The organism is Streptomyces diastaticus subsp. diastaticus (genome assembly GCF_011170125.1).
GTDB classification, from domain to species: Bacteria; Actinomycetota; Actinomycetes; order Streptomycetales; family Streptomycetaceae; genus Streptomyces; species Streptomyces diastaticus.
In genome coordinates, this window is the sequence record NZ_BLLN01000003.1 from 1,153,853 (window position 1) to 1,171,963 (window position 18,111).

The 18,111-nt window shown below is 74.6% G+C and carries 19 protein-coding genes and 7 tRNA genes; 14 read left to right on the forward strand and 12 right to left on the reverse strand.

What is annotated here, in order from left to right:
* Positions 1-32 precede the first annotated feature (32 nt).
* Positions 33-929 carry a TrmH family RNA methyltransferase gene (locus Sdia_RS13580; protein WP_100455936.1) on the forward strand — a complete coding sequence of 299 codons (897 nt, stop codon included), beginning with the start codon at positions 33-35 and terminating at the stop codon, positions 927-929.
* A gap of 745 nt (positions 930-1,674) precedes the next feature.
* Here the strand turns inward: Sdia_RS13580 and Sdia_RS13585 are convergent.
* Positions 1,675-3,867, reverse strand: a complete 2,193-nt coding sequence (locus tag Sdia_RS13585) for an ABC transporter permease (protein ID WP_185392842.1) — start codon at positions 3,865-3,867, stop codon at positions 1,675-1,677.
* Positions 3,868-4,055: 188 nt separating this feature from the next.
* On the opposite strand from Sdia_RS13585, the gene Sdia_RS13590 reads away from it, so the two are divergent.
* On the forward strand, positions 4,056-4,700 hold the full coding sequence (locus Sdia_RS13590) for a TetR/AcrR family transcriptional regulator (RefSeq protein ID WP_100455934.1): 645 nt from the start codon (positions 4,056-4,058) through the stop codon (positions 4,698-4,700).
* 151 nt (positions 4,701-4,851) lie between these two features.
* On the opposite strand, the gene Sdia_RS13595 is transcribed toward Sdia_RS13590, so the two are convergent.
* The gene (locus Sdia_RS13595; RefSeq protein WP_229831503.1) at positions 4,852-6,201 is read right to left on the reverse strand and encodes a serine/threonine-protein kinase; all 1,350 of its coding nucleotides are present in this window, start codon (positions 6,199-6,201) and stop codon (positions 4,852-4,854) included.
* Positions 6,202-6,759: 558 nt separating this feature from the next.
* Here Sdia_RS13595 and Sdia_RS13600 point away from each other — a divergent pair.
* The 3 genes from Sdia_RS13600 to Sdia_RS13610 all read left to right on the forward strand — a co-directional run bounded on the left by Sdia_RS13600 (position 6,760) and on the right by Sdia_RS13610 (position 8,459).
* Positions 6,760-6,969: a hypothetical protein gene (locus Sdia_RS13600; protein ID WP_100455932.1), complete on the forward strand. Its 210-nt coding sequence runs from the start codon at positions 6,760-6,762 to the stop codon at positions 6,967-6,969.
* Between the two features lie 195 nt (positions 6,970-7,164).
* Positions 7,165-8,106, forward strand: a complete 942-nt coding sequence (locus tag Sdia_RS13605; RefSeq protein WP_100455931.1) for a phosphotransferase family protein — start codon at positions 7,165-7,167, stop codon at positions 8,104-8,106.
* A gap of 71 nt (positions 8,107-8,177) precedes the next feature.
* Positions 8,178-8,459, forward strand: coding sequence for a TFIIB-type zinc ribbon-containing protein (locus Sdia_RS13610; RefSeq protein WP_100455930.1), 282 nt, complete (start codon positions 8,178-8,180; stop codon positions 8,457-8,459).
* Positions 8,460-8,591: 132 nt separating this feature from the next.
* Here the strand turns inward: Sdia_RS13610 and Sdia_RS13615 are convergent.
* The 5 genes from Sdia_RS13615 to Sdia_RS13635 all read right to left on the reverse strand — a co-directional run bounded on the left by Sdia_RS13615 (position 8,592) and on the right by Sdia_RS13635 (position 9,064).
* Positions 8,592-8,666: transfer RNA gene (locus tag Sdia_RS13615), tRNA-Val, on the reverse strand.
* A 51-nt stretch (positions 8,667-8,717) separates the two neighbouring features.
* Positions 8,718-8,789: transfer RNA gene (locus tag Sdia_RS13620), tRNA-Val, on the reverse strand.
* A gap of 23 nt (positions 8,790-8,812) precedes the next feature.
* Positions 8,813-8,884: transfer RNA gene (locus Sdia_RS13625), tRNA-Val, on the reverse strand.
* A gap of 1 nt (position 8,885) precedes the next feature.
* Positions 8,886-8,959, reverse strand: a tRNA-Cys gene (locus Sdia_RS13630).
* Positions 8,960-8,988: 29 nt separating this feature from the next.
* A tRNA-Gly gene (locus Sdia_RS13635) sits at positions 8,989-9,064 on the reverse strand.
* A gap of 145 nt (positions 9,065-9,209) precedes the next feature.
* Here Sdia_RS13635 and Sdia_RS13640 point away from each other — a divergent pair.
* The 3 genes from Sdia_RS13640 (at position 9,210) to Sdia_RS13650 (ending at position 12,015) form a co-directional block, all read left to right on the forward strand.
* Positions 9,210-10,280 carry a chorismate-binding protein gene (locus Sdia_RS13640; RefSeq protein WP_100455929.1) on the forward strand — a complete coding sequence of 357 codons (1,071 nt, stop codon included), beginning with the start codon at positions 9,210-9,212 and terminating at the stop codon, positions 10,278-10,280.
* Complete coding sequence (locus tag Sdia_RS13645) at positions 10,277-11,098, forward strand: aminotransferase class IV (RefSeq protein WP_100455928.1); 822 nt, start codon at positions 10,277-10,279, stop codon at positions 11,096-11,098. Before Sdia_RS13640 ends, Sdia_RS13645 begins: the two co-directional genes overlap by 4 nt.
* Before the next feature lie 77 nt (positions 11,099-11,175).
* Positions 11,176-12,015: a GNAT family N-acetyltransferase gene (locus tag Sdia_RS13650; RefSeq protein ID WP_189500385.1), complete on the forward strand. Its 840-nt coding sequence runs from the start codon at positions 11,176-11,178 to the stop codon at positions 12,013-12,015.
* Positions 12,016-12,046: 31 nt separating this feature from the next.
* Here Sdia_RS13650 and Sdia_RS13655 read toward each other — a convergent pair whose 3' ends face one another.
* Positions 12,047-12,562, reverse strand: a complete 516-nt coding sequence (locus tag Sdia_RS13655; RefSeq protein ID WP_100455926.1) for a DsbA family protein — start codon at positions 12,560-12,562, stop codon at positions 12,047-12,049.
* Positions 12,563-12,743: 181 nt separating this feature from the next.
* Between Sdia_RS13655 and Sdia_RS13660 the strand changes: the two genes are divergently transcribed.
* Positions 12,744-13,181, forward strand: a complete 438-nt coding sequence (locus Sdia_RS13660; protein ID WP_100456113.1) for a hypothetical protein — start codon at positions 12,744-12,746, stop codon at positions 13,179-13,181.
* Positions 13,182-13,365: 184 nt separating this feature from the next.
* Positions 13,366-13,524, forward strand: a complete 159-nt coding sequence (locus Sdia_RS13665; RefSeq protein ID WP_023420323.1) for a hypothetical protein — start codon at positions 13,366-13,368, stop codon at positions 13,522-13,524.
* A gap of 21 nt (positions 13,525-13,545) precedes the next feature.
* Here Sdia_RS13665 and Sdia_RS13670 read toward each other — a convergent pair whose 3' ends face one another.
* Together Sdia_RS13670 and Sdia_RS13675 are read right to left on the reverse strand one after the other, a co-directional pair.
* Positions 13,546-14,103, reverse strand: a complete 558-nt coding sequence (locus tag Sdia_RS13670; protein WP_100455925.1) for a CGNR zinc finger domain-containing protein — start codon at positions 14,101-14,103, stop codon at positions 13,546-13,548.
* 236 nt (positions 14,104-14,339) lie between these two features.
* Positions 14,340-14,753 carry an SsgA family sporulation/cell division regulator gene (locus Sdia_RS13675; protein ID WP_003959770.1) on the reverse strand — a complete coding sequence of 138 codons (414 nt, stop codon included), beginning with the start codon at positions 14,751-14,753 and terminating at the stop codon, positions 14,340-14,342.
* 188 nt (positions 14,754-14,941) lie between these two features.
* Here Sdia_RS13675 and Sdia_RS13680 point away from each other — a divergent pair, with 188 nt between their 5' ends.
* The 4 genes from Sdia_RS13680 (at position 14,942) to Sdia_RS13695 (ending at position 16,511) form a co-directional block, all read left to right on the forward strand.
* On the forward strand, positions 14,942-15,382 hold the full coding sequence (locus tag Sdia_RS13680) for a TIGR02611 family protein (RefSeq protein ID WP_100455924.1): 441 nt from the start codon (positions 14,942-14,944) through the stop codon (positions 15,380-15,382).
* Between the two features lie 85 nt (positions 15,383-15,467).
* A tRNA-Val gene (locus tag Sdia_RS13685) sits at positions 15,468-15,539 on the forward strand.
* A 405-nt stretch (positions 15,540-15,944) separates the two neighbouring features.
* A complete protein-coding gene (locus Sdia_RS13690) occupies positions 15,945-16,400 on the forward strand; it encodes an SRPBCC family protein (RefSeq protein ID WP_100455923.1) in 456 nt (151 codons plus the stop codon).
* A gap of 39 nt (positions 16,401-16,439) precedes the next feature.
* Positions 16,440-16,511: transfer RNA gene (locus tag Sdia_RS13695), tRNA-Val, on the forward strand.
* A gap of 72 nt (positions 16,512-16,583) precedes the next feature.
* Here Sdia_RS13695 and Sdia_RS13700 read toward each other — a convergent pair.
* Together Sdia_RS13700 and Sdia_RS13705 are read right to left on the reverse strand one after the other, a co-directional pair.
* Positions 16,584-17,297 (reverse strand): 3'-5' exonuclease family protein, encoded by a 714-nt coding sequence (locus Sdia_RS13700; protein WP_100455922.1) that lies wholly within the window; start codon positions 17,295-17,297, stop codon positions 16,584-16,586.
* 91 nt (positions 17,298-17,388) lie between these two features.
* Positions 17,389-17,955: a DinB family protein gene (locus Sdia_RS13705; protein ID WP_189500384.1), complete on the reverse strand. Its 567-nt coding sequence runs from the start codon at positions 17,953-17,955 to the stop codon at positions 17,389-17,391.
* Positions 17,956-18,111: the final 156 nt, after the last annotated feature.

The following is an 18,111-nucleotide window of genomic DNA, read 5'->3' on the forward strand; positions in this document are numbered from 1 at the left end:
CGCGACCGCCACCGAACCGGAGCCCGCACCCCATGGCCGTACCCCAGCCCGTCAGCGACCCCGCCGACCCGCGCCTGCACGACTACACCGACCTCACCGACGTCGCGCTGCGCCGCCGTCGCGAACCGGCCGAGGGCCTCTTCATCGCCGAGGGCGAGAAGGTCATCCGCCGTGCCCTCGAGGCCGGTTACACCCTTCGCTCCCTGCTGCTCTCCGAGAAGTGGCTCGGGGTCATGGCCGACGTCGTCGAGGCCGCCGACGCCCCGGTCCTCCTGGTCACCCCCGCCTTCGCCGAGCAGGTCACCGGGTACCACGTGCACCGTGGCGCTCTGGCCGCCGTGCAGCGCAAGCCACTGCCCGAGCCCGCCCGGATCCTCGCCGAGGTCCGTCGCGAGGACGGCCCCGAGGGCATCGGCGGCCACCCCGGCGCGGACGGTTCCGCGCCGCGCGGTGCGCCGTCGCAGGCGGGCGGGGTGCGACGCTCAAGGGTCGCCGTGCTGGAGAACCTGGTGGACCACGCGAACGTGGGCAGCGCCTTCCGCAACGCCGCCGCTCTGGGCATCGACGCGATCCTCGCGACGCCGCGATGCGCCGACCCGCTCTACCGCCGTGCCGTCAAGACCAGTATGGGGAACGTCTTCCACGTGCCCTGGACCCGCACGGCCGGGATGCCGGAAACGCTCGACATGCTGAGAGCCCATGGGTACACGACGGTCGCTCTCACCCTCTCGGACGACGCGGTCACCCTCGACGAGCTGGTCGCGCGGGACCTGCCGGCTCTGGCTCTGGTGTTCGGTACCGAGGGCGCGGGAGTGGACCCGCGCACGGCACGCCAGGCCGACCTTCGGGTCAGGATCCCGATGGAGGCCGGTGTGGACTCCCTGAACGTCGCGGCGGCGACCGCGGTGACGTTCTACGCGACGCGGTAGGGAGCCCGTGGGCGTGCGTGGCCGGTCCGGCCCGCACCGCTCGTCGTCAAGGGCGCCGCTGACACGGAAGGGCCCTCCGAGTCGGCCCCTCGTCCGTGCCGGGCGAGGCGAGTCACGTCCCTGCCGAGGCGGGTCGGGCCGGTGAGCCGCACAGGGCGGCGGACCGCGGTGTTCGGCTGCCCGGGCCGGCCGGCTCCTGCCCGAGCGTACGGCGACGGCCTCGGGCGGGAGGCCGGCGCCGTGTCGGTAGGTCCCCCTCGGGATCGTCGGCCCCGCCGGTGTCCTGGCCGAGGTCCCGGGAGGGGCGCGACGGCGCCGGGGACCGTGCGGAGCCGCCGATCGCGGCGGCGGGGGACCGGCTCGACGCCGCAACCGATGCCGAGGTGACGGCTCGCCCGCCGTCGTGAACCACTCGCGGGCGGCCCCCGGCAGCTCCGCGTCCGCAGGTTGCTCAGGGGTTCGCGGGCCGCTCCCGGGACCTCACGCGCGCACTCAGGAGCGGACGGCCGTCCTCGGCGGCTTCGCGTGCCGTGTCACGGAAGGCGGCGCCGCCTTCCGTGACACGGCACGCGCTGGGCGGGGGGCGCCGTCCTCCGGCCGACTGGCCCGCCGGCGCCGGCCCCCTCGCACGTCGCGGCTTCTCCCACGCGGCGCGCCGAGGTACCGGAACGCCGCCCCGGCCCCGACGCCCCCGCGACGCGCGGGAACGGCTGGGCCCGGAGCGGCGTGCGCCGGTGCGGCAGGGTCAGGACGCCGCGCTGCCGGCCAGGGCCGCCTCCTCCCGCTGCTCCTCGGCCTCCGCCCGCGCCGCCGGGCCGGGCGCACCCGCCCGGGGCACCTCCGCCGGGATGCCCTTGCCCTGCCGGGCGCGGTGCGCGAGCCAGAGGTCGGCGAGCAGGTTGAGGACCAGGCCGGCGCCACCCCAGGCCGCGACGGTCAGCAGGTTCCCGCCGATCCCGGTGCCGTCGAAGTAGACGAGGGAGCGGGCGATGTCCACGGCGGCGGGCAGCGGCAGCACGTCCTGGAGGAGGCGGAAGACCTCCGGGACCATGGAGATCGGCAGTCCGCCGCCGGAGGCCGGGACGCCCAGCAGCATCAGCACGACCATGACGGGGACGATCGCCGCCAGCCCGACCGTCCGGGTGAAGGCGCCCGCGGCCAGCGCCACACAGAAGATGGTGGCCGCACCGGCACCGATCAGCACGGCGGCGTGTCCGTTCACCGCACCGATCAGCACGTCGAAGAGGAACCAGAGCCACACCGCCATGCCGGCCGCCCAGCCCGCCAGCAGCGGGAGGAACTGGCGGAACCGGCGCAGTTCCGGGGCGCCCCCGCGCAGCACGGCCATGATCAGGAACCCGGCCATGATCCAGGACATCGCCACGTAGAGGCTGTTGGAGCCCATCGTGTCGTCCTCGGTCAGCGGCCGTACGTCCTTCGTCTCCAGCGCCACGCCCTGCCCCTCGGCGACCTGCTGGAAGACGGTGCGCAGGATCGTCTGCTGGCTGGGCCCGGCGGCCGAGGCGGTGAGCAGCTCGGCGCCGCCTGAGGGAGCGGCCGGCAGCACGTACGCGCCCGCCACCCGCTGGTCGGTGAGCTGGGCCCTGGCCTCCTGCACGGAGTCGACGGGCCGCAGGTCGAACATGGCGCCGAGGCTGGGTTCCAGGCCCGCGACGGCCTGTCGCGCCTGCTCCTGGGTGGTCCCCACCACGGCGACCGGCATGTCCCGTACCTCGGGCTTGTGCATCGAGGCGCCCATCAGCCCGACCACCGCGACCAGGATCGACAGCGGGAAGAGCACGGCGGCGACGTACCGGGTGCGCGGGGCCCGCACGGGGCCGCCGGCCAGCGCGGGCAGCGGCTCCCCGGGGCCGGTGACGGCGGGAGCCGCCGGTATGGCGTGTCCGGAGCGGCGCTCCTTGAGCAGGCAGAGGGCGAACGCGGCGACCGCCCACACGGCGAGCGTCAGCAGGTGGGAACCGAGGCCGCGCCCGTCGAAGTACAGCAGCGAGCGCAGCGCTCCGCCCGCCGCGGGCAGCGGCAGCACCCCGTGCAGGAACTGGAAGAAGCCCGGCATGGTGTGGATCGACAGCGACAGCCCCGAGGAGGGCATCCCGAAGACGACCCAGAGCAACATGCCGAACAGGACCGCCAGCGGGCCCACCAGCTTGGTGAAGAGCAACTGGGCCAGCGCGACGGCGCCGGTGGCCAGGACGCCCACGCCGAGGAAGTGGAGGTAGTGGCCGTCGACGGCGCCGACCACCGGCCCCAGGATGGTCCAGATGACCGTGCTGGTCACCGCCGACCAGCCCAGCGCGAGCGGCAGGAAGCGCCGCAGCCGCAGCAGGTACGGCAGCGACATCGTCATGAGACTCAGCGGGACGTACCCGGCCAGCATCATGCCCATGCCGGCGAACAGCACCGCCGTGCCGGACATGTCGCCGTCGGCGAGCGGCGCGACGTCCTTCACCGTGGTCCGCCAGTCGTTCTCCACCGCCACCGGAGCCAGGAGCTGCTGGACGGTGCCGGCCTGGGAGGCTCCCGCGGCGTTGGCCGTGTAGATCGTCGCCGTACCGCCGGCCCCGGTGGGCGGCAGCAGGGCGCCGGCCACGTCCCGGTCCTTCAGGAGGCCGACCGCCGCGCCCTCGGTGGCGACCAGCCGCGCCTCCACGCCGCCGCCGGACGCCTCCTCCAGCCCTTCGGCCAACTGCTCGGCGACGGGACCGGCGCCCACCACGGCGACGGGCAGATCACGCGGCGTGGGGGAGTGCATGGTGCCCATGTACGTCGCGTACATCATCGTCACCATCAGGAACGGCATGGCGAAGAGCGCGACGTAGCGCGCGATCCGGGCCCTGCGGTCCTCCTGGGGTGGGCCCGCGGGCGCTTCTTCGACCGCTGTTCCGCCGTCCGGCGGGGCGCTGGTGGACGGATCCACGTACGGCTCCTAGCTGTGAGGTTCGAGGGGAGGTGCGACGGACCTGGCACGCCACGCCGCATCGAGTGGGGGGCCGTCGGACCCGGACCACCTTACGCCACCTGACTTACAAACGCGGGATGGGCTAGGTTGGCCTCCGTCCCCACGCCCTGCCAGGGCGTCCGCCACCTGGGAGAACGCGACCACCGATGGCCAGATCAGAGAGGTCCCGCACGGCGCTGCTCGACGCGGCGGAACGACTGTTCGCGGAGGGAGGGATCGCGCAGACCTCCGACCGCAGGATCGCCGAGGCGGCGGGCAACACCAACCACTCGGCCGTCGGTTACTACTTCGGCGGACGCGAGGGTCTCCTGCGGACCCTGCTGACCCGGCACATCACCGGCCTGGAACCGGCCCGCCGGGAGATGTCCGCCGCCTCCGGCTCCCTCCTCGGGGACGTCCGCAGCCTCGTCGTCCCCGCCACCGACGCGCTGGTCGAACTCGCCGAACAGGCGGGGGAGGGCCGGCCGACCTGGCGGGCACGGTTCGTCCGCGCCGCCCTGCACGACCCGCAGGCCGCGGAGATCCTGCGCGGCCTGGGCGGCGAGGCGCCCGTCGCGGCCCAGGTCGTCCACTCGATCGTGGCCCGCCTCGACCACCTCCCCGCCAACATCGTGCGGGGGAGGGCCGCGCTGATGACCCACATCATCACCTCGACCTGCGCCGAGAACGAGGAGCGCGCCGCCCGCGGTGCCACCGACCCCCGATGGCGCGCCACCGGCGACTTCCTCTCCGACGCCATCACCGGCATGCTCCTGGCGCCCGTCAGCCAGGGCAGCCGCGACCTTCCCTGACCGGGCCGCAGCCGGAGACCGGCACATGCGGGCGGGGGCGAGGCCGCTCCGTCACCGGCGCCACCGGGACGGTGCCCCGACGCGCTGCCGCACGCACACCCGGCCGCGCCGCGGACCCGCCGCCCGCCGACGGCCCCGGAGCGCGCCCACGTCAACGGGCCGACGCGCTCCCCGCACTCACGGCAACGCGGTACCCGCCGCCCGTGGGGCTCTCCATCCCGCTGACCGGGCCCTGACACCCCTGCGCCGCGGCGATGCCCAGTGCCACCAGCAACGTGACCACCACGAACACCACCAGCCGCTGCCGCAACAGCCGCGGGTTGGCGGGGCGCCGTCCGGTGCCGGTGTTCCGGGGCGGGGCACCCCGCTGCCCGCTCCGCGGGCGCTGACCGGCAGGCCGCCGCCCCCCGGTTCTCGGGTTCTGGCCGGCCCCGGGACGGGAGACGGAGTTCGGGTTCCGCGCCGGCTCGGAGCCGGTCCGCCGGCCGCCCGTACGCGGGCCCTGCGGCTGCCCGCCCGTACGGGGCCCCCGCGCCCGCACTCCCGACGGGCGCGCCGTCGTCCCGGAATGCTGATGGCGCTGGGTGCGCTGCCCCTCGGGCGGCACGGTCATCCGCCCGGTCGGCCGGTCCTGTTCGCCACGCGGCCCCGGCGTAGGGGCGTCACCGGGCCCCTGTGCCTCGCGGGCGGCGATCTCCTTGAGCCGCAGCGACAGCTCCAGCGTGCTCGGCCGCTCCTCGGGCACCTTGGCCAGGCAGGCCAGCAGCAGCGGCGCCAGCGCGTCCGGCACCCCCGCGAGGTGCGGCTCCTCGTGCACCACGCGGTACAGCATCACCTCGGAGCTGCCGTGGCCGAACGGTGAGTCGGCCATCGCCGCGTAGGCCAGCGTCGCCCCCAGGGAGAAGACGTCGGTGGCGGGGGTGACGGCCGCGCCGCGCACCTGTTCCGGGGCGAGGAAGCCGGGCGAGCCCACGGCCGTCCCCACGTGGGTCAGCGTCGAGGCCCCCGTCGCCCAGGCGATGCCGAAGTCGATGATGCGGGGGCCCTTGGGGGAGAGCAGGATGTTGGACGGCTTCAGGTCCCGGTGGACCACCCCGGCCTCGTGGACCGCGACCAGCCCCTCGGAGAGCGCCGCCCCGACCGAGGCGACGTCGGCCGCCGGCAGTGCCCCCTCGTCGGCCACCTTGTCGTGCAGCGAGGGCCCGGGCACGTACTGGGTGGCGAACCACGGCCGGTCGGCCTCCAGGTCCGCGGCGACCAGCCGCGCCGTGCAGCCGCCCCGGATACGCCGGGCGGCGGACACCTCCCGGGCGAACCGCGACCGGAACTCCTGGTCCTCCGCCAGGTCGGGACGGATCACCTTCAGCGCCACCCGCTGGCCGCGCCGGTCGGAGCCCAGATAGACCACGCCCATCCCGCCCGCGCCGAGCCGCCGGTGAAGCCTGAACGAGCCGACGACACGCGGGTCCTCGCGTCGGAGCCGCATCATCGCCATGTCCATCTCCGCTGCCCGGTCCCTGTGACGAGCCACAGCTTACGGTTCCCCGGGCCCCGGCGCTCTCAGGCCGCGCCCTTGCCCGCGCGTCGATTCCGCGTGCGGCAGGCGCGAACTGAGCGCCGGTCACCAGCCGTTCGCCCGATGGCTTGTTGACGCGGAGTCTGCTCCAACAGGCGGTTCCGGCCATCCCCCTGACGGCTCGTCGGAAGGGAGTGGACCGCTCCCGGCCACTCCCGCACGGCGCCGCGCGGGCCCTCGGCCGGACACCCACGCGACCCCCGGGGCCACGCTCCGTGCTCCTCACCCGCCTCCCGCGCGTGAGCGAAGTCACCGCCGGCGCCACCGCTCCCCCTCGGGGAGATCCCCGTACGTCCGGGCGGCGACCTGCAACCACAGGAGTACGCCGCCGCACACGCCCTCATCCTGCGGGAGGCCCGCACATCGGTACGCCGGCATGACGTTCCGCGTCCGCTCCGCGCCTAGATTTCTTCTCAGGCGGCGGACCCGGGCCGCGCATCACGGCCCGGGCCTGCCGCCGTCCGGAACGAACAGGAGAGGACCATGGCTGAAGCGCTGCGCACCCGAGGACGCCGGACCCTGGCGGCGTTCCCGGCTCCGCGCCCGTTCGGCCCGCGGCGCCGCGACCGGCGGCACCCGTTGGTCGCCACCGCGATGGTCCTTCCCCTGGCCGCCCTTCTCGTCGTCGTCTTCGGCGGCTGGGAAGCGGTGGTGGCACAGGCGTCGTCCGTAGGTGTGATGCTGGGGCGCTGACGCGCCCCGGTCCGGGAGAGCGGCCCGGGACCCCGTGGGGACGGGGGTACGACGGACGACAGGACGCCCGCGCGGTCAGCCGCGCGGGCGTCTTCGTGCCCCCGGCCCGGCCCTCGGCGCCGGCCTTCTCGCCCGGGGCCCGCACCTGCCGCACCCCGGCGGGCACCGGGGCCGGGAGCGGGGCAAGCTGGCCCCATGCGCCGCGAGGACCTGCACGCCATCCTGACCGACCATGCCGCCGACCGAGCCCACCCCGTAGCCCCGCCCGACCCCTGCTCCTGCCCCGTCCGCGTGCTCGCCGACCGGCCGGACGGCACGGTGGTGCGCCACGGCCACGTGGTGGTGAAGGCCCACGCCCCGGACGCGGACGCCGCCCTGCACGCCCGCCTCGCCGCGGCCGCCTCGCCCCGACTGGCCGGCGTCGTGCTGCGCCCCCTGGCCGGCGCCCCCGCGCAGGCGGCCGGCCGCCTGCTGACCTGCTGGCCGTACGGCACCCCGGTCGACCCGGCGGCACCGGGCGCCGCCCCCTGGGAGGAGACCGCCGTCCTGCTGGCCCGTCTCCACCGGGTGCCCCCCGCCGTCCTCGGCGCGACCCCGCCCCCGGCCCGCGGCCCCGAGAAAGCGGCGCGTGCCCTCGCCCGGCTGCGGGACTCCCCGCTCCGCGGCCCCGCCCGGGCGGCCGTCCTCGCCGCGGGAGCCGGGGCCTCGGCGCCGCGGGCGCGGACCGGCCCGGCCGTCTGCCACGGCGACCTCCACCTCGGCCAGCTCGTCCGCGACCCGCAACCCGGGCGCGGCTGGGTGCTGATCGACGTGGACGACATGGGGCTCGGCGACCCGCTCTGGGACCTGGCCCGCCCGGCGGCCTGGTTCGCCTGCGGCCTGATGGCCCCCGAGGAATGGGTGCGCTTCCTGACCGCGTACCGGGAGGCAGGCGGTACGGCGGCGGGCCCGCCGGGGGAGGAGTGGCGTGAACTGGACGGGCCCGCCCGGGCCCTGACGGCTCAGATCGCGGCGCAGGCCCTGGTCAAGGCGGAGCGGGCCGGACGGCCGCTCGACGAGGACGAGTCGGCCTTCGTGGACGCCTGCGCCAGGATGGCCCCGCTGCCTCCCGGACGGGCCGTGGACGCCGCGACGTAGGGTGCGAGGGGTCGCGCCGGGGCAGTATCCCGGCGCAGGTCCCGTCCACAGGCGAGGAGTTGAGCCGAACGATGCACTGTCCCAAGTGCCACGCCCCGATGCACACCTACAACCGCAACGGCGTCCAGATCGAGCAGTGCGGAGGATGCCGGGGGATATTCCTGGACTACGGGGAGCTGGAGGCGCTGACCCGCCTGGAGTCCCAGTGGTCCCAGCAGGCCCCGCCGCCCGCCGCCCCGCCCGCCCCGCAGGCGTACCCGGCGCCGCCCGCCCCGGCCTGGGGAGCCCCGCACCACGGCGGCCACCACTACGGCCACCGCCGCGGCTTCGGCCGCATGCTCTTCTCCTCCTGACCCCCTTGCTTCCGGCCGTGCCGGGCGTGCCTCCACGTCGGAGGGGCGCGCCCGGCACGGCCACCGGAGACGGGGGAGGGCGCGACGACGACGCGGAAGACCCCGGCCGCCTGAGGCGACCGGGGTCTTCGGTGGTGCGCGATACTGGGATTGAACCAGTGACCTCTTCCGTGTCAGGGAAGCGCTCTCCCGCTGAGCTAATCGCGCGGGACCGACCACGACCGGGGACCGGCCGGAGTACGGGGGTGCGGTACTGCGTGCGCGATACTGGGATTGAACCAGTGACCTCTTCCGTGTCAGGGAAGCGCTCTCCCGCTGAGCTAATCGCGCGGGCGGAACCCTGGGGTTCCGAGTGGACGATACTGGGATTGAACCAGTGACCTCTTCCGTGTCAGGGAAGCGCTCTCCCGCTGAGCTAATCGTCCTTGGAGGTGGAGACGGGATTTGAACCCGTGTAGACGGCTTTGCAGGCCGTTGCCTCGCCTCTCGGCCACTCCACCACCGCGAGGGGTCGGGAAGATCCCCCACGTGGAGCGGACGACCAGGTTCGAACTGGCGACCTCAACCTTGGCAAGGTTGCGCTCTACCAACTGAGCTACGTCCGCTTGTCCTTCCCGGGGCGCTTGCGCGTCCCGGCGACGTGTTGAACTCTAGCGGATTCCTGGGCCAGTACAAAAACGCGTTTGCGCAGCGTGCTGGGGTGACCTCGGCGAGCGGCCGCCGGGGACCGGCCGACCTAGACTCGCGCACGTGCACAACCCCGCTTCCCCGCTTCCCCCGCTCGCCCGTTTCGGTGAGCTCCTCGCCACCGGTCTGCGTGACGTCACCCACGACCCCGAGGCGCTCGGCTCGGAGGGCTTCTGGGCCGTCGTCGCCGACTTCGAAGGCGGTCTGACCTGCGCACGCTTCGACCAGGTCGGCCGTGAGCCGGTGCCCGTGCCGCGCCCCGGGGCCTGGCGCGGGCCCGCCCGCGACACCTGGGAGTCCTCCCTCGGGCACGGCGCGTACACGGACGGGGTGCGGCGGATCAGGGCCGCCGTCGCGCGGGGGGAGGTGTACCAGGCGAACCTGTGCCGGGTACTCTCCGCGCCGCTGCCGGAGGGCCCGGCCGCCGACGTCGACGCCCTCACCGCGCTGCTGGCCCGGGGCAACCCCGCACCGTACGCCGGCACGGTCCGCCTGCCCGGCCACGGCATCGGGGTGGCCACCGCCTCGCCCGAGCTGTTCCTGCGGCGGCGCGGCCCGGTCGTCGAGTCGGGGCCGATCAAGGGGACCGGCGCCACCGAGGCGGACCTGCTGGAGAAGGACTACGCCGAGAACGTCATGATCGTCGACCTGGTCCGCAACGACCTGGGCCGCGCCGCCGCCACCGGTTCCGTCCAGGTGCCCGAGCTGTGCGTGGTCGAGAAGCACCCCGGCCTGGTCCACCTGGTCTCCTCGGTGCGGGCCACCCTGGCGGCGGGCGCCGGCTGGCCCGAACTGTTCGGTGCCGCCTTCCCGCCCGGCTCCGTCACCGGGGCGCCGAAGTCGAGCGCGCTGCGGATCATCCGGGAACTGGAACCCGTCCCGCGGGGCCCGTACTGCGGCGCGGTCGGCTGGGTCGACGCCGACCGGGGCACGGCGGAGCTGGCGGTGGGTATCCGCACCTTCTGGACGGAAGTCGCGGACGATGGCGGCGTGGCGCTGAAATTCGGCACCGGAGCGGGTATCACCTGGGGTTCGGACCCCGAGCGCGAGTGGCGGGAGACCGAGCTGAAGGCGTCCCGGCTGCTGGCGATAGCGTCTGCGGGACACGAGGCGAGTGGAGGAACCCTTTCGTGAAGATCTGGCTCGACGGCGCCCTGCGGGACGCCGCTACCGCGCAGGTGTCGGTACTGGACCACGGGCTGACCGTCGGCGACGGCGTCTTCGAGACGCTCAAGACCGTCGACGGCCGCCCGTTCGCCCTCAGCCGCCACCTGGACCGCCTGTCCCGCTCGGCGCGCGGCCTCGGCCTGCCCGAACCCGACCTGGACGAGGTGCGCCACGCCTGCGCCGCCGTCCTGGCGGCCGAGCCGATGGCGCTGGGCCGGCTGCGGATCACCTACACCGGGGGCCTGTCCCCGCTCGGCTCCGACCGGGGCGAGGAGGCGCCCACCCTCGTCGTCGCCCTCGGCGAGGCCCACCCGCGCCCCGAGACCACCGCCGTCATCACCGTCGACTGGCCCCGCAACGAACGCGGCGCGCTGGCCGGCCTCAAGACCACCTCGTACGCGGAGAACGTGGTCGCGCTCGCCCGCGCCCGTGAACAGGGCGCCACCGAGGCGTTGTTCGCGAACACCGTGGGTGCGCTCTGCGAGGGCACCGGCTCCAACGTCTTCGTCGTCCTCGACGGCGAGCTCCACACCCCGCCGGTCTCCTCCGGCTGTCTCGCCGGGATCACCCGCGCGCTGGCGGCCGAGTGGGCCGGGGCGCGGGAGACGGAACTGCCCATGGACGCGCTGGACCGGGCCGAGGAGATCTTCCTGACCTCCTCCCTCCGTGACGTGCAGGGCGTCCACCGGGTCGACGGCCGCACCCTGGCCGCCGCACCCGGGCCCGTCACCACCAAGGCCATGCGGATCTTCGCCGAGCGGTCCGCCGCCGACATGGACCCCTGATCCCCGGGAGGAGCGGCCGCCGGACGGGGCCGAATTGTTGGTGACAGGTGGTGTCCGGCAGGGGTAGAACCAGACGGATGACCACCACCCTGCGGCCCGTGGCGCCGCTACAACGTGAGCCCGACGGCACGGTCCGCCTCCGCCCGTACGAGATCTGCGTCAACGGGCGGCCGGTCGGGAGCCTGCGCATCGGGACCGCCCCCGGCTTCGGCCCCACCGCCGGCCTTCTGGACGGGCTGACCGTCGCGGAGGCCGACCGGGGCCGGGGCCGGGCGACGGTGGCGCTGCTCGCCGCCGAGGAGGAGCTGCGCGGCTGGGGCTGCACCGTCGCACGGTGCACGGTGCCCGCCGACGCCCGCCCCGCACAGCGCCTCGCCACCGCCCTCGGCTGGACCGAGGGCGGCCGGAACATGGTGAAGCACCTGCCGGCGGTCCCGCCGCCGCTCCCTGCGGGCGTCACCGCGCGTCCCATGACCGCCGAGGAGTACACGGCCTGGGAGGCGGCCTCGCGGACCGAGTACGCCCGGGAATGGTCCACCCGGGGCCTCAGCGCCGAGCAGGCCCGCCGCAAGTCCGAGGCCAGCCACCGGGACAACCTTCCCGAGGGACTGGCCACCCCGGGTGTCTTCTTCGGCGTGGTGGAGGCCGACGGCGCGACCGCCGGACACCTCTGGATCTCCTCCGGCCAGGCGGAGCCCGGTGCCCCCGGCTCGTTCGTCTTCGACGTCGAGGTGCGCCCGGAGTTCCGGGGGCGCGGGCTCGGACGGGCGCTCATGCTGCTCGCCGAGCGCACCGCCCTCGCCTCGGGCCACCGGCTCATCGGCCTGCACGTCTTCGCCGGCAACACCCCTGCCCGGCGGCTCTACGACTCCCTCGGCTACACCGCCACCCGGCAGCACTGGACCAAGCAGCTCTGAGGCGGCCTTGGGCAGGTCCGAGGCGGCCGGGTCAGCCCGCCAGCAGCCGGTCCGCGATCTCCTCGACCCGCGTCCGCAGCCCTTCCTGGCTCTTGCCGCCGTCCAGCCGCTCCCCGCCGATCACGTAGGTGGGCGTGCCGGTGACCTTGAGCGCCTTCCCCTCGGCCTGGTCGGCGTCGACGATCAGGATGTGCCGCCCGTCGACCAGCGCGGTGTCGAACTCCTCCGCGTCCAGCCCCAGCTCCCCGGCGACCGCCACCAGGAGCGGCTCACCGGCCCGGTCCAGCTCCTCGGCCCGGTCCAGCACCGCGCGGACGTACTCCCAGCCCTTGCCCTGCGCCAGTGCCTCCTCGGCGGCCTGGGCGGCGGCGAAGGCGTGCTTGTGCTTCTCCAGGGGGAAGTGCCGCAGCCGGATGTCGAGGCGCTCGCCGTACCGCTCGCGCAGGGCGTCGAGGTCGCCGAGGGCCGTACGGCAGTCGGGGCACTGGAGCTCGCACCAGACGTCGAGGACGACGGGGGAGGGGGCAGGGGAAGACGAGTCGTTCATGGCCGACAGTCTTCCAGCAGGCCGACGGCCCGCCGAATCCGCGGCGGCCGCCGGGCCCTGGGGAGGAGGGTGCCCCGGAGATCTCCCGGAGATCGGACGGAGGGGGCCGCGGGGCGTGGCGATCCGCACCCCGGTCGGTGCAGGATGGAAGGAGCCCCATCTCACCTGCCTGGAGGACCGGATGCTTGCCGAGACCGTGTGTTCAGCCGTGGCCGCGGCCGGCCTGGGCATCGCCGCCGTGACCGCCTACCGCAAACGGTTCCTCACCGCGACGCGGATCGCCGCCTACGCCCTGGTCCCCGCCGGGCTGGTGCTGACCGGTGCGGTCGCCTGGGTGGCCAGGACCGCTTTCAGCCCGACCGCGTGGGCCGGGTTCGCGGTCCTCGGGCTCGCCTGGGTGCTCTTCATGACGACCCGCGCCGTCGAACGCCGCCGTGGGACCCGCAAGGAGCGGGCGGCCGGATCGCCGGAGACGGTGGCCGGCCACGCGCGGCCCGCCGTCGGCGGCAGCACCGGCGCCGGGCGGGCGGCCCCGGCCCCCGCCCAGGACAAGAAGCAGTCCGGCGGCGACGACGACTTCTCCGACATCGAGGCCATCCTCAAGAAGCACGGCATCTGAGCGGGCTCGTCGCGCGAGGCCCTTCCGGCGCGCGCCCGGGGATGGCGTACGCCCCCGGGCGCGCGGCTGCGGAGAATGCGCCTTGGCGCGCTCGTGGCGCGCTCACGGGAACCGGTGAACCTGGTGCTCCGTCCCTGGCAGACGGCATTTCCGGGCTCTTCGGGCGGGTCATGATCTCCGCGAGATGCTCGACACCACGCCGCCCGAACACGCCCCCGCACGCCCCGACGCCGAGCGCCGCGGCTGCCTCTTCGCCCTCTCCCAGCCGCCCCTGATGATCTTCCTTCTGGTGATCGGCTGCCTGCTGATGCTCGGGGCGGTGCATGACCTGTTCCTGTTGTGAGACGGGCGCCCGCCCCGGCGTTCAGTCCGCCGCCGCCCGGCGCCGCGCCCGGTAGGCGGCCACGTGCAGCCGGTTGCCGCAGGTGCGCCCCGAGCAGTAGCGCCGCGAGCGGTTGCGGGAGAGGTCCACGAAGGCGTTGGCGCAGTCCGGTGCCTCGCACCGGCGCAGCCGCTCGCACTCCCCGGCGACCACGAAGAAGGCCAGCGCCATCCCGCCGTCGGCCGCGAGGTGGTCGGCGACCGAGGCACCCGGCGCGAAGTAGTGCACGTGCCAGTCGAAGCCGTCGTGGTCGGTGAGCCGTGGCGTGGTCCCCGCCGCCGCCACCAGCTCGTTGATCACCAGAGCCCTGTCCCCCGGGCGGCCGGGGGCGAAGACCGCCTCGAACCGCTCCCGCACCCGGCGCACGGCGGCCAGGTCGGCGTCGCCGAGCCGGCCCACGTCGCTCACCCCGTGCGCGTCGACGAAGGCGCGCAGCGCGGCCACGTCCGCCAGCCCGTCGGTGCCCCCGTCGCCGGGGGCGGTGTTCACCAGGCCGACCACGGCGTCCAGCGCGCATCGGGTGTCGTGGGTGATCAGCACGGGTCGCTCCCTGGCCTGGAGGTCGGGCCGGTGCCCGCCGGTGCTGGCCGATCGTAGACGAGCCCTCCCCGGCGCGTCGGGGCACGAGTGGCGCGCGGCCTGGCGGGGACGCACGAGAGCCGCCTCCCGCGCTGGACGCGCGGTGGCGGCACTCGTACTCCGTGAGCGGTTGTCGGACCCCGGGCCGCCTCCCCGAGTCGGGCGGCCGGGCGGAGCTGTCACGCTGCCTGGAGAGCTCAGCTCTCGGCGAGGATGTGCGACAGCTCCGTGTCGAGATCGAAGTGACGGTGCTCGGTACCCGGGGGCACCGCCGCGTCCGTGCGCTTCAGGAAGGATTCCAGCGCCCGCGCCGGGGCTTCGAGCAGAGCCTCACCTTCGGGGGAGCTCAGGGCGATGCAGACGACGCCCTGACCGTGGCTGCGGGACGGCCAGACGCGGACGTCGCCGGTGCCGGTGGGCCGGTGCAGGCCCTCGGCGAGGAGATCGCGGGCGAACACCCACTCGACCGTCTCCTCGGCTCCGGTGTGGAAGGTGGCGTGCACGGCATAGGGATCGGCCGTGTCATACCGCAGTCCTGCGGGAACAGGCAGTGAGGACTCGCTCGACACAACGAGGCGCAGGTGCAGCTCGCAGCTGACCGTGGTGTTCATAAGCGCCAGGGCCTTTCGCTCAGTGTGCGCTCGGGGATTCGCACGTCGGCGAAATCGACATGCCACCTACGGTGCCGTTGTAAACCCCTCTGGGCATTTTGCGAAGCTTGGGATACCTCGTACGGCCGAGTATTCGGCACGGGTGCGGCCATTCCGGCGAGGCGGGCGCGTCGGGTACGTTTGTCCTCATGAATACGGGGAGTGACGACGCCGGTTCCACCGCAGTGGTGGAGGACGGCGCGGCGAAGAAGCCCGGGCGGGCGCTCGGATCGCGGGCGCCGCGGTTCGTCCGGCGCAGCCGCGCCCTGCACCTGAGCTGGCAGGTGGGCGTCTTCGTGGTGGGTCTGGCCGTCGTCGTGGCGGGTGTGCTGATGCTGGCCCTGCCCGGTCCGGGGTGGCTGGTGATCTTCGCCGGCATGGCCATCTGGTCCACCGAGTTCGTCTGGGCGCAACTGGTGCTGCGCTGGACGCGCCGGAAGGTCACCGAGGCGGCGCAGCGGGCCCTCGATCCGAAGGTCCGCCGCCGGAACCTCATCCTGACCTCGGTCGCCGTGGTGATCGGCGCCGCCCTGTGCGCGCTCTACCTCTGGCGCTTCGGGCTGACGCCGCCCTGGCGGATCACCTGGTGACGCCGGCCGGCGGCGGCCGCTCGGCCGGTGCGGGCGAGGGTGTCGGGGGCACCCGCTGACATGCGGTAATGTTCTCCCTGCGCCCGGGCGATTAGCTCAGTGGGAGAGCGCTTCGTTCACACCGAAGAGGTCACTGGTTCGAACCCAGTATCGCCCACCCGGGACTGCGGCCCGAAGGCTTCCGGCCTTCGGGCCGTTGCCGTGTCCGGTGTCCGGGCTCCTCCTCCCCGGTGTGACTCCGGGTGACCGCCGGGCCTGTGCGGTCGTCTGCGGGAAATGCCCGGAACAAAGCTTCGGCCGCCATGCGCGGTGTACGCCACGCGGGTCGTCCGGGTGACGTTTCCTCAGTTCCTCACGGAGTGCGTGAATTCACGTACGGAAATACGGACCCGTCCTTTCTTCTTTTCGTACTCCCCGCTTTTCGGTCCTGAATGCGAAATGCGTCCCGTGCGGTGGGCGGCTGACGGGGTGTTCGTCGACTCGGCGTCAGGGGGCGCGCTCCGGCGGGCGGGTGGGGCGCGTCGCCGCGTGGCCGTCCCGCTCGCGGGGCAGCCTTGCCGGCATGGACCTGAACCACTACCGCTTCCGCAGTCGCTGGGTCCTCCCGGCGGCCCCCGACGCCGTCTACCAGGTGCTGGAGGACGTCCCCGGCTACCCCCTCTGGTGGCGCGAGGTGCGTGAAGTGGTGCGTACCTCCGAGACGGAAGGCCTGCTCCGCTTCCGCTCGCTGCTCCCGTACGACCTGCGCGTCACCGCCCGCCTCCGGCGGCAGGACCCGGCCGCCCGCCTGCTCGAAGCGGCCCTCGACGGCGACCTGGTGGGGAGCCTGGTGTGGCGGGTCGGCGCCGCCTGTGGCGGCGCGCGGGTCGACTTCGACCAGGAGGTCCGGGTGACCTCCCGGACGATGCGCCTGCTGGCGGTTCCCGGCCGTCCCCTCTTCCGTGCCAACCACGCCCTGATGATGCGGTCCGGGCGCGCGGGGCTGGTGCGGCTGCTCGCCGGTGCGAAGCCGGTTTGAACCCCGGGCCCCGGGACCTGTAATGTTCCCTCTGCGCCCGGGCGATTAGCTCAGTGGGAGAGCGCTTCGTTCACACCGAAGAGGTCACTGGTTCGAACCCAGTATCGCCCACCCCGGGAGAGCCGGTCCGTCGACGACGGACCGGCTTTTCGCTGTCCCGGGCGGGTCTTCGCAGCTCCTGGCTCAGACGGCGGCCGCCGCCCGCGGACGCAGCGGCCACCCGCCGGCCGTGCCCTCCCGCACCGCCGGCCCCGGCCCGTGCCGTACCTGCGCCGCGTGCCAGTCCTCCTGGAGCGCGTGGAGTTCGCCCGGCGTCAGCCGCTCCAGCCGGGGCGCGAAGACCCGCGCCAGCGACCGCACCACCTCGATCGCGACCCGCGCCTGATCAGCCGCGTCGTGCGGCTCGGGCGCGGGTACGCCGTAGCGGACGCAGAGGGCGTCCAGGTGCCGTGAGCCCTTGCGGTACCGGTCCAGCTCGGTGTCGAGGACACGTGGGTCGAGCACGCTCAGCGGCACCCCGGACAGGTAGGCGCCGAGCGACGAGGCGCGGTGGCGCCGCAGTTCGCGGTCGAGCAGGGTCAGGGCGGCGGGCGCGTCGTCCACCACCAGCGGGCGGCCCGCCGCCGCGTGCCCGGCGAGCGCCCGGCCGACCTCCTCCATCACCGGCGCCGGCCAGCGGCCCGTGCGCACGACCTGATCATGCGTCAGGCCGAGCCGGGCGGCTTGCTCCTCGGTCATCGCCACCCCGGGGCTGACCAGCCAGCGCAGCGTCCTCGGGCGGGCTCCCGCCAGGTCCTGGACGACGAGGGCGGCCGTCACCAGCCGGTCTGCCTCGGTGTCCGGCCCTGTCGCCCTGAGGCTCAGCGCGGCCAACGGGCCTTCGTACCAGTGCGTCATGACGAACCAGCTCCTCCCACCCGCGCGGGCGGCGTCCCGCCCGGGGAGGTGATACCCGTCCGCCGGCGCCGGTACGCGGCGTGCGCGGGGCTCAGCCGGTCGGCGGGCGGTGCGCCCACAGGTCGCGCAGGGTGCCGATCTCGGCACCGTGGTGGGCGGTCTCCCGGGTGATGTGCAGGACCAGGGCCGCCATGGGCGCCTCGGCGAACGGGCCCTCGGAGGGCCCGGGGGGCTGCTCCAGTTCGTCGAGGCCGAGCCCGCGCACCCCGGCCACCCACTCCGCGTACCGGGCGTCGAGCTGGTGGAGGGCCTCCTCGGCGGTGCCCGCGTACGCGAAGCTGCCGTAGTCCGTCTCCGGGCCGCCGAAGTGGGCGGCGAGGCGGGTGCCGAGCACCCCGGCGATCAGGTGGCCCGGCCGCCGGGCGGTCGTGGTGACCGGCGGCGGGGCGGGCTCGGGAAAGGCGTGGTCGATGGTCCAGCCGCCGGAGCCGGCCGCCGCCGGCCAGGGGCCGGTCCCCGCCGGACGGATGTTCCAGCACCCCTCGGCCGGCTCCCAGAAGCACTCGGCGTCGGTGAGCCCGGCGGGGCGGGGGCGGAGCAGGTGGGTCCGGTGCCAGTCGAGCTGATCGACGAGGAGGCCGTTGCAGTCCGTGGTCACGCGGGAACGGTAGGCGACTTTCCGGAGGGCGGGGCGGGCGGACGCGTCGGCGGAACCCTTTCGCGCCACCCCTTCCCGGCTCGGTACCATCGCTCCGTGCGTGCATGCCAGATCCGGCGCACGCTCCCCACCTCAGTCAGGAGAGACCGGTGTCAG

Excerpts from the sequence above, each read along its gene's own strand:
- Sdia_RS13690 (WP_100455923.1), top strand. The coding sequence starts at position 15,945 with ATGGACCTGAACCACTACCGCTTCCGCAGTCGCTGGGTCCTCCCGGCG.
- Sdia_RS13610 (WP_100455930.1), top strand. The coding sequence starts at position 8,178 with ATGCACTGTCCCAAGTGCCACGCCCCGATGCACACCTACAACCGCAAC.
- Sdia_RS13675 (WP_003959770.1), bottom strand. The coding sequence starts at position 14,753 with ATGAACACCACGGTCAGCTGCGAGCTGCACCTGCGCCTCGTTGTGTCG.
- Sdia_RS13595 (WP_229831503.1), bottom strand. The coding sequence starts at position 6,201 with ATGGACATGGCGATGATGCGGCTCCGACGCGAGGACCCGCGTGTCGTC.
- Sdia_RS13660 (WP_100456113.1), top strand. The coding sequence starts at position 12,744 with ATGCTTGCCGAGACCGTGTGTTCAGCCGTGGCCGCGGCCGGCCTGGGC.
- Sdia_RS13655 (WP_100455926.1), bottom strand. The coding sequence starts at position 12,562 with ATGAACGACTCGTCTTCCCCTGCCCCCTCCCCCGTCGTCCTCGACGTC.
- Sdia_RS13580 (WP_100455936.1), top strand. The coding sequence starts at position 33 with ATGGCCGTACCCCAGCCCGTCAGCGACCCCGCCGACCCGCGCCTGCAC.
- Sdia_RS13700 (WP_100455922.1), bottom strand. The coding sequence starts at position 17,297 with ATGACGCACTGGTACGAAGGCCCGTTGGCCGCGCTGAGCCTCAGGGCG.
- Sdia_RS13605 (WP_100455931.1), top strand. The coding sequence starts at position 7,165 with ATGCGCCGCGAGGACCTGCACGCCATCCTGACCGACCATGCCGCCGAC.
- Sdia_RS13665 (WP_023420323.1), top strand. The coding sequence starts at position 13,366 with ATGCTCGACACCACGCCGCCCGAACACGCCCCCGCACGCCCCGACGCC.
- Sdia_RS13680 (WP_100455924.1), top strand. The coding sequence starts at position 14,942 with ATGAATACGGGGAGTGACGACGCCGGTTCCACCGCAGTGGTGGAGGAC.
- Sdia_RS13650 (WP_189500385.1), top strand. The coding sequence starts at position 11,176 with ATGACCACCACCCTGCGGCCCGTGGCGCCGCTACAACGTGAGCCCGAC.
- Sdia_RS13590 (WP_100455934.1), top strand. The coding sequence starts at position 4,056 with ATGGCCAGATCAGAGAGGTCCCGCACGGCGCTGCTCGACGCGGCGGAA.
- Sdia_RS13600 (WP_100455932.1), top strand. The coding sequence starts at position 6,760 with ATGGCTGAAGCGCTGCGCACCCGAGGACGCCGGACCCTGGCGGCGTTC.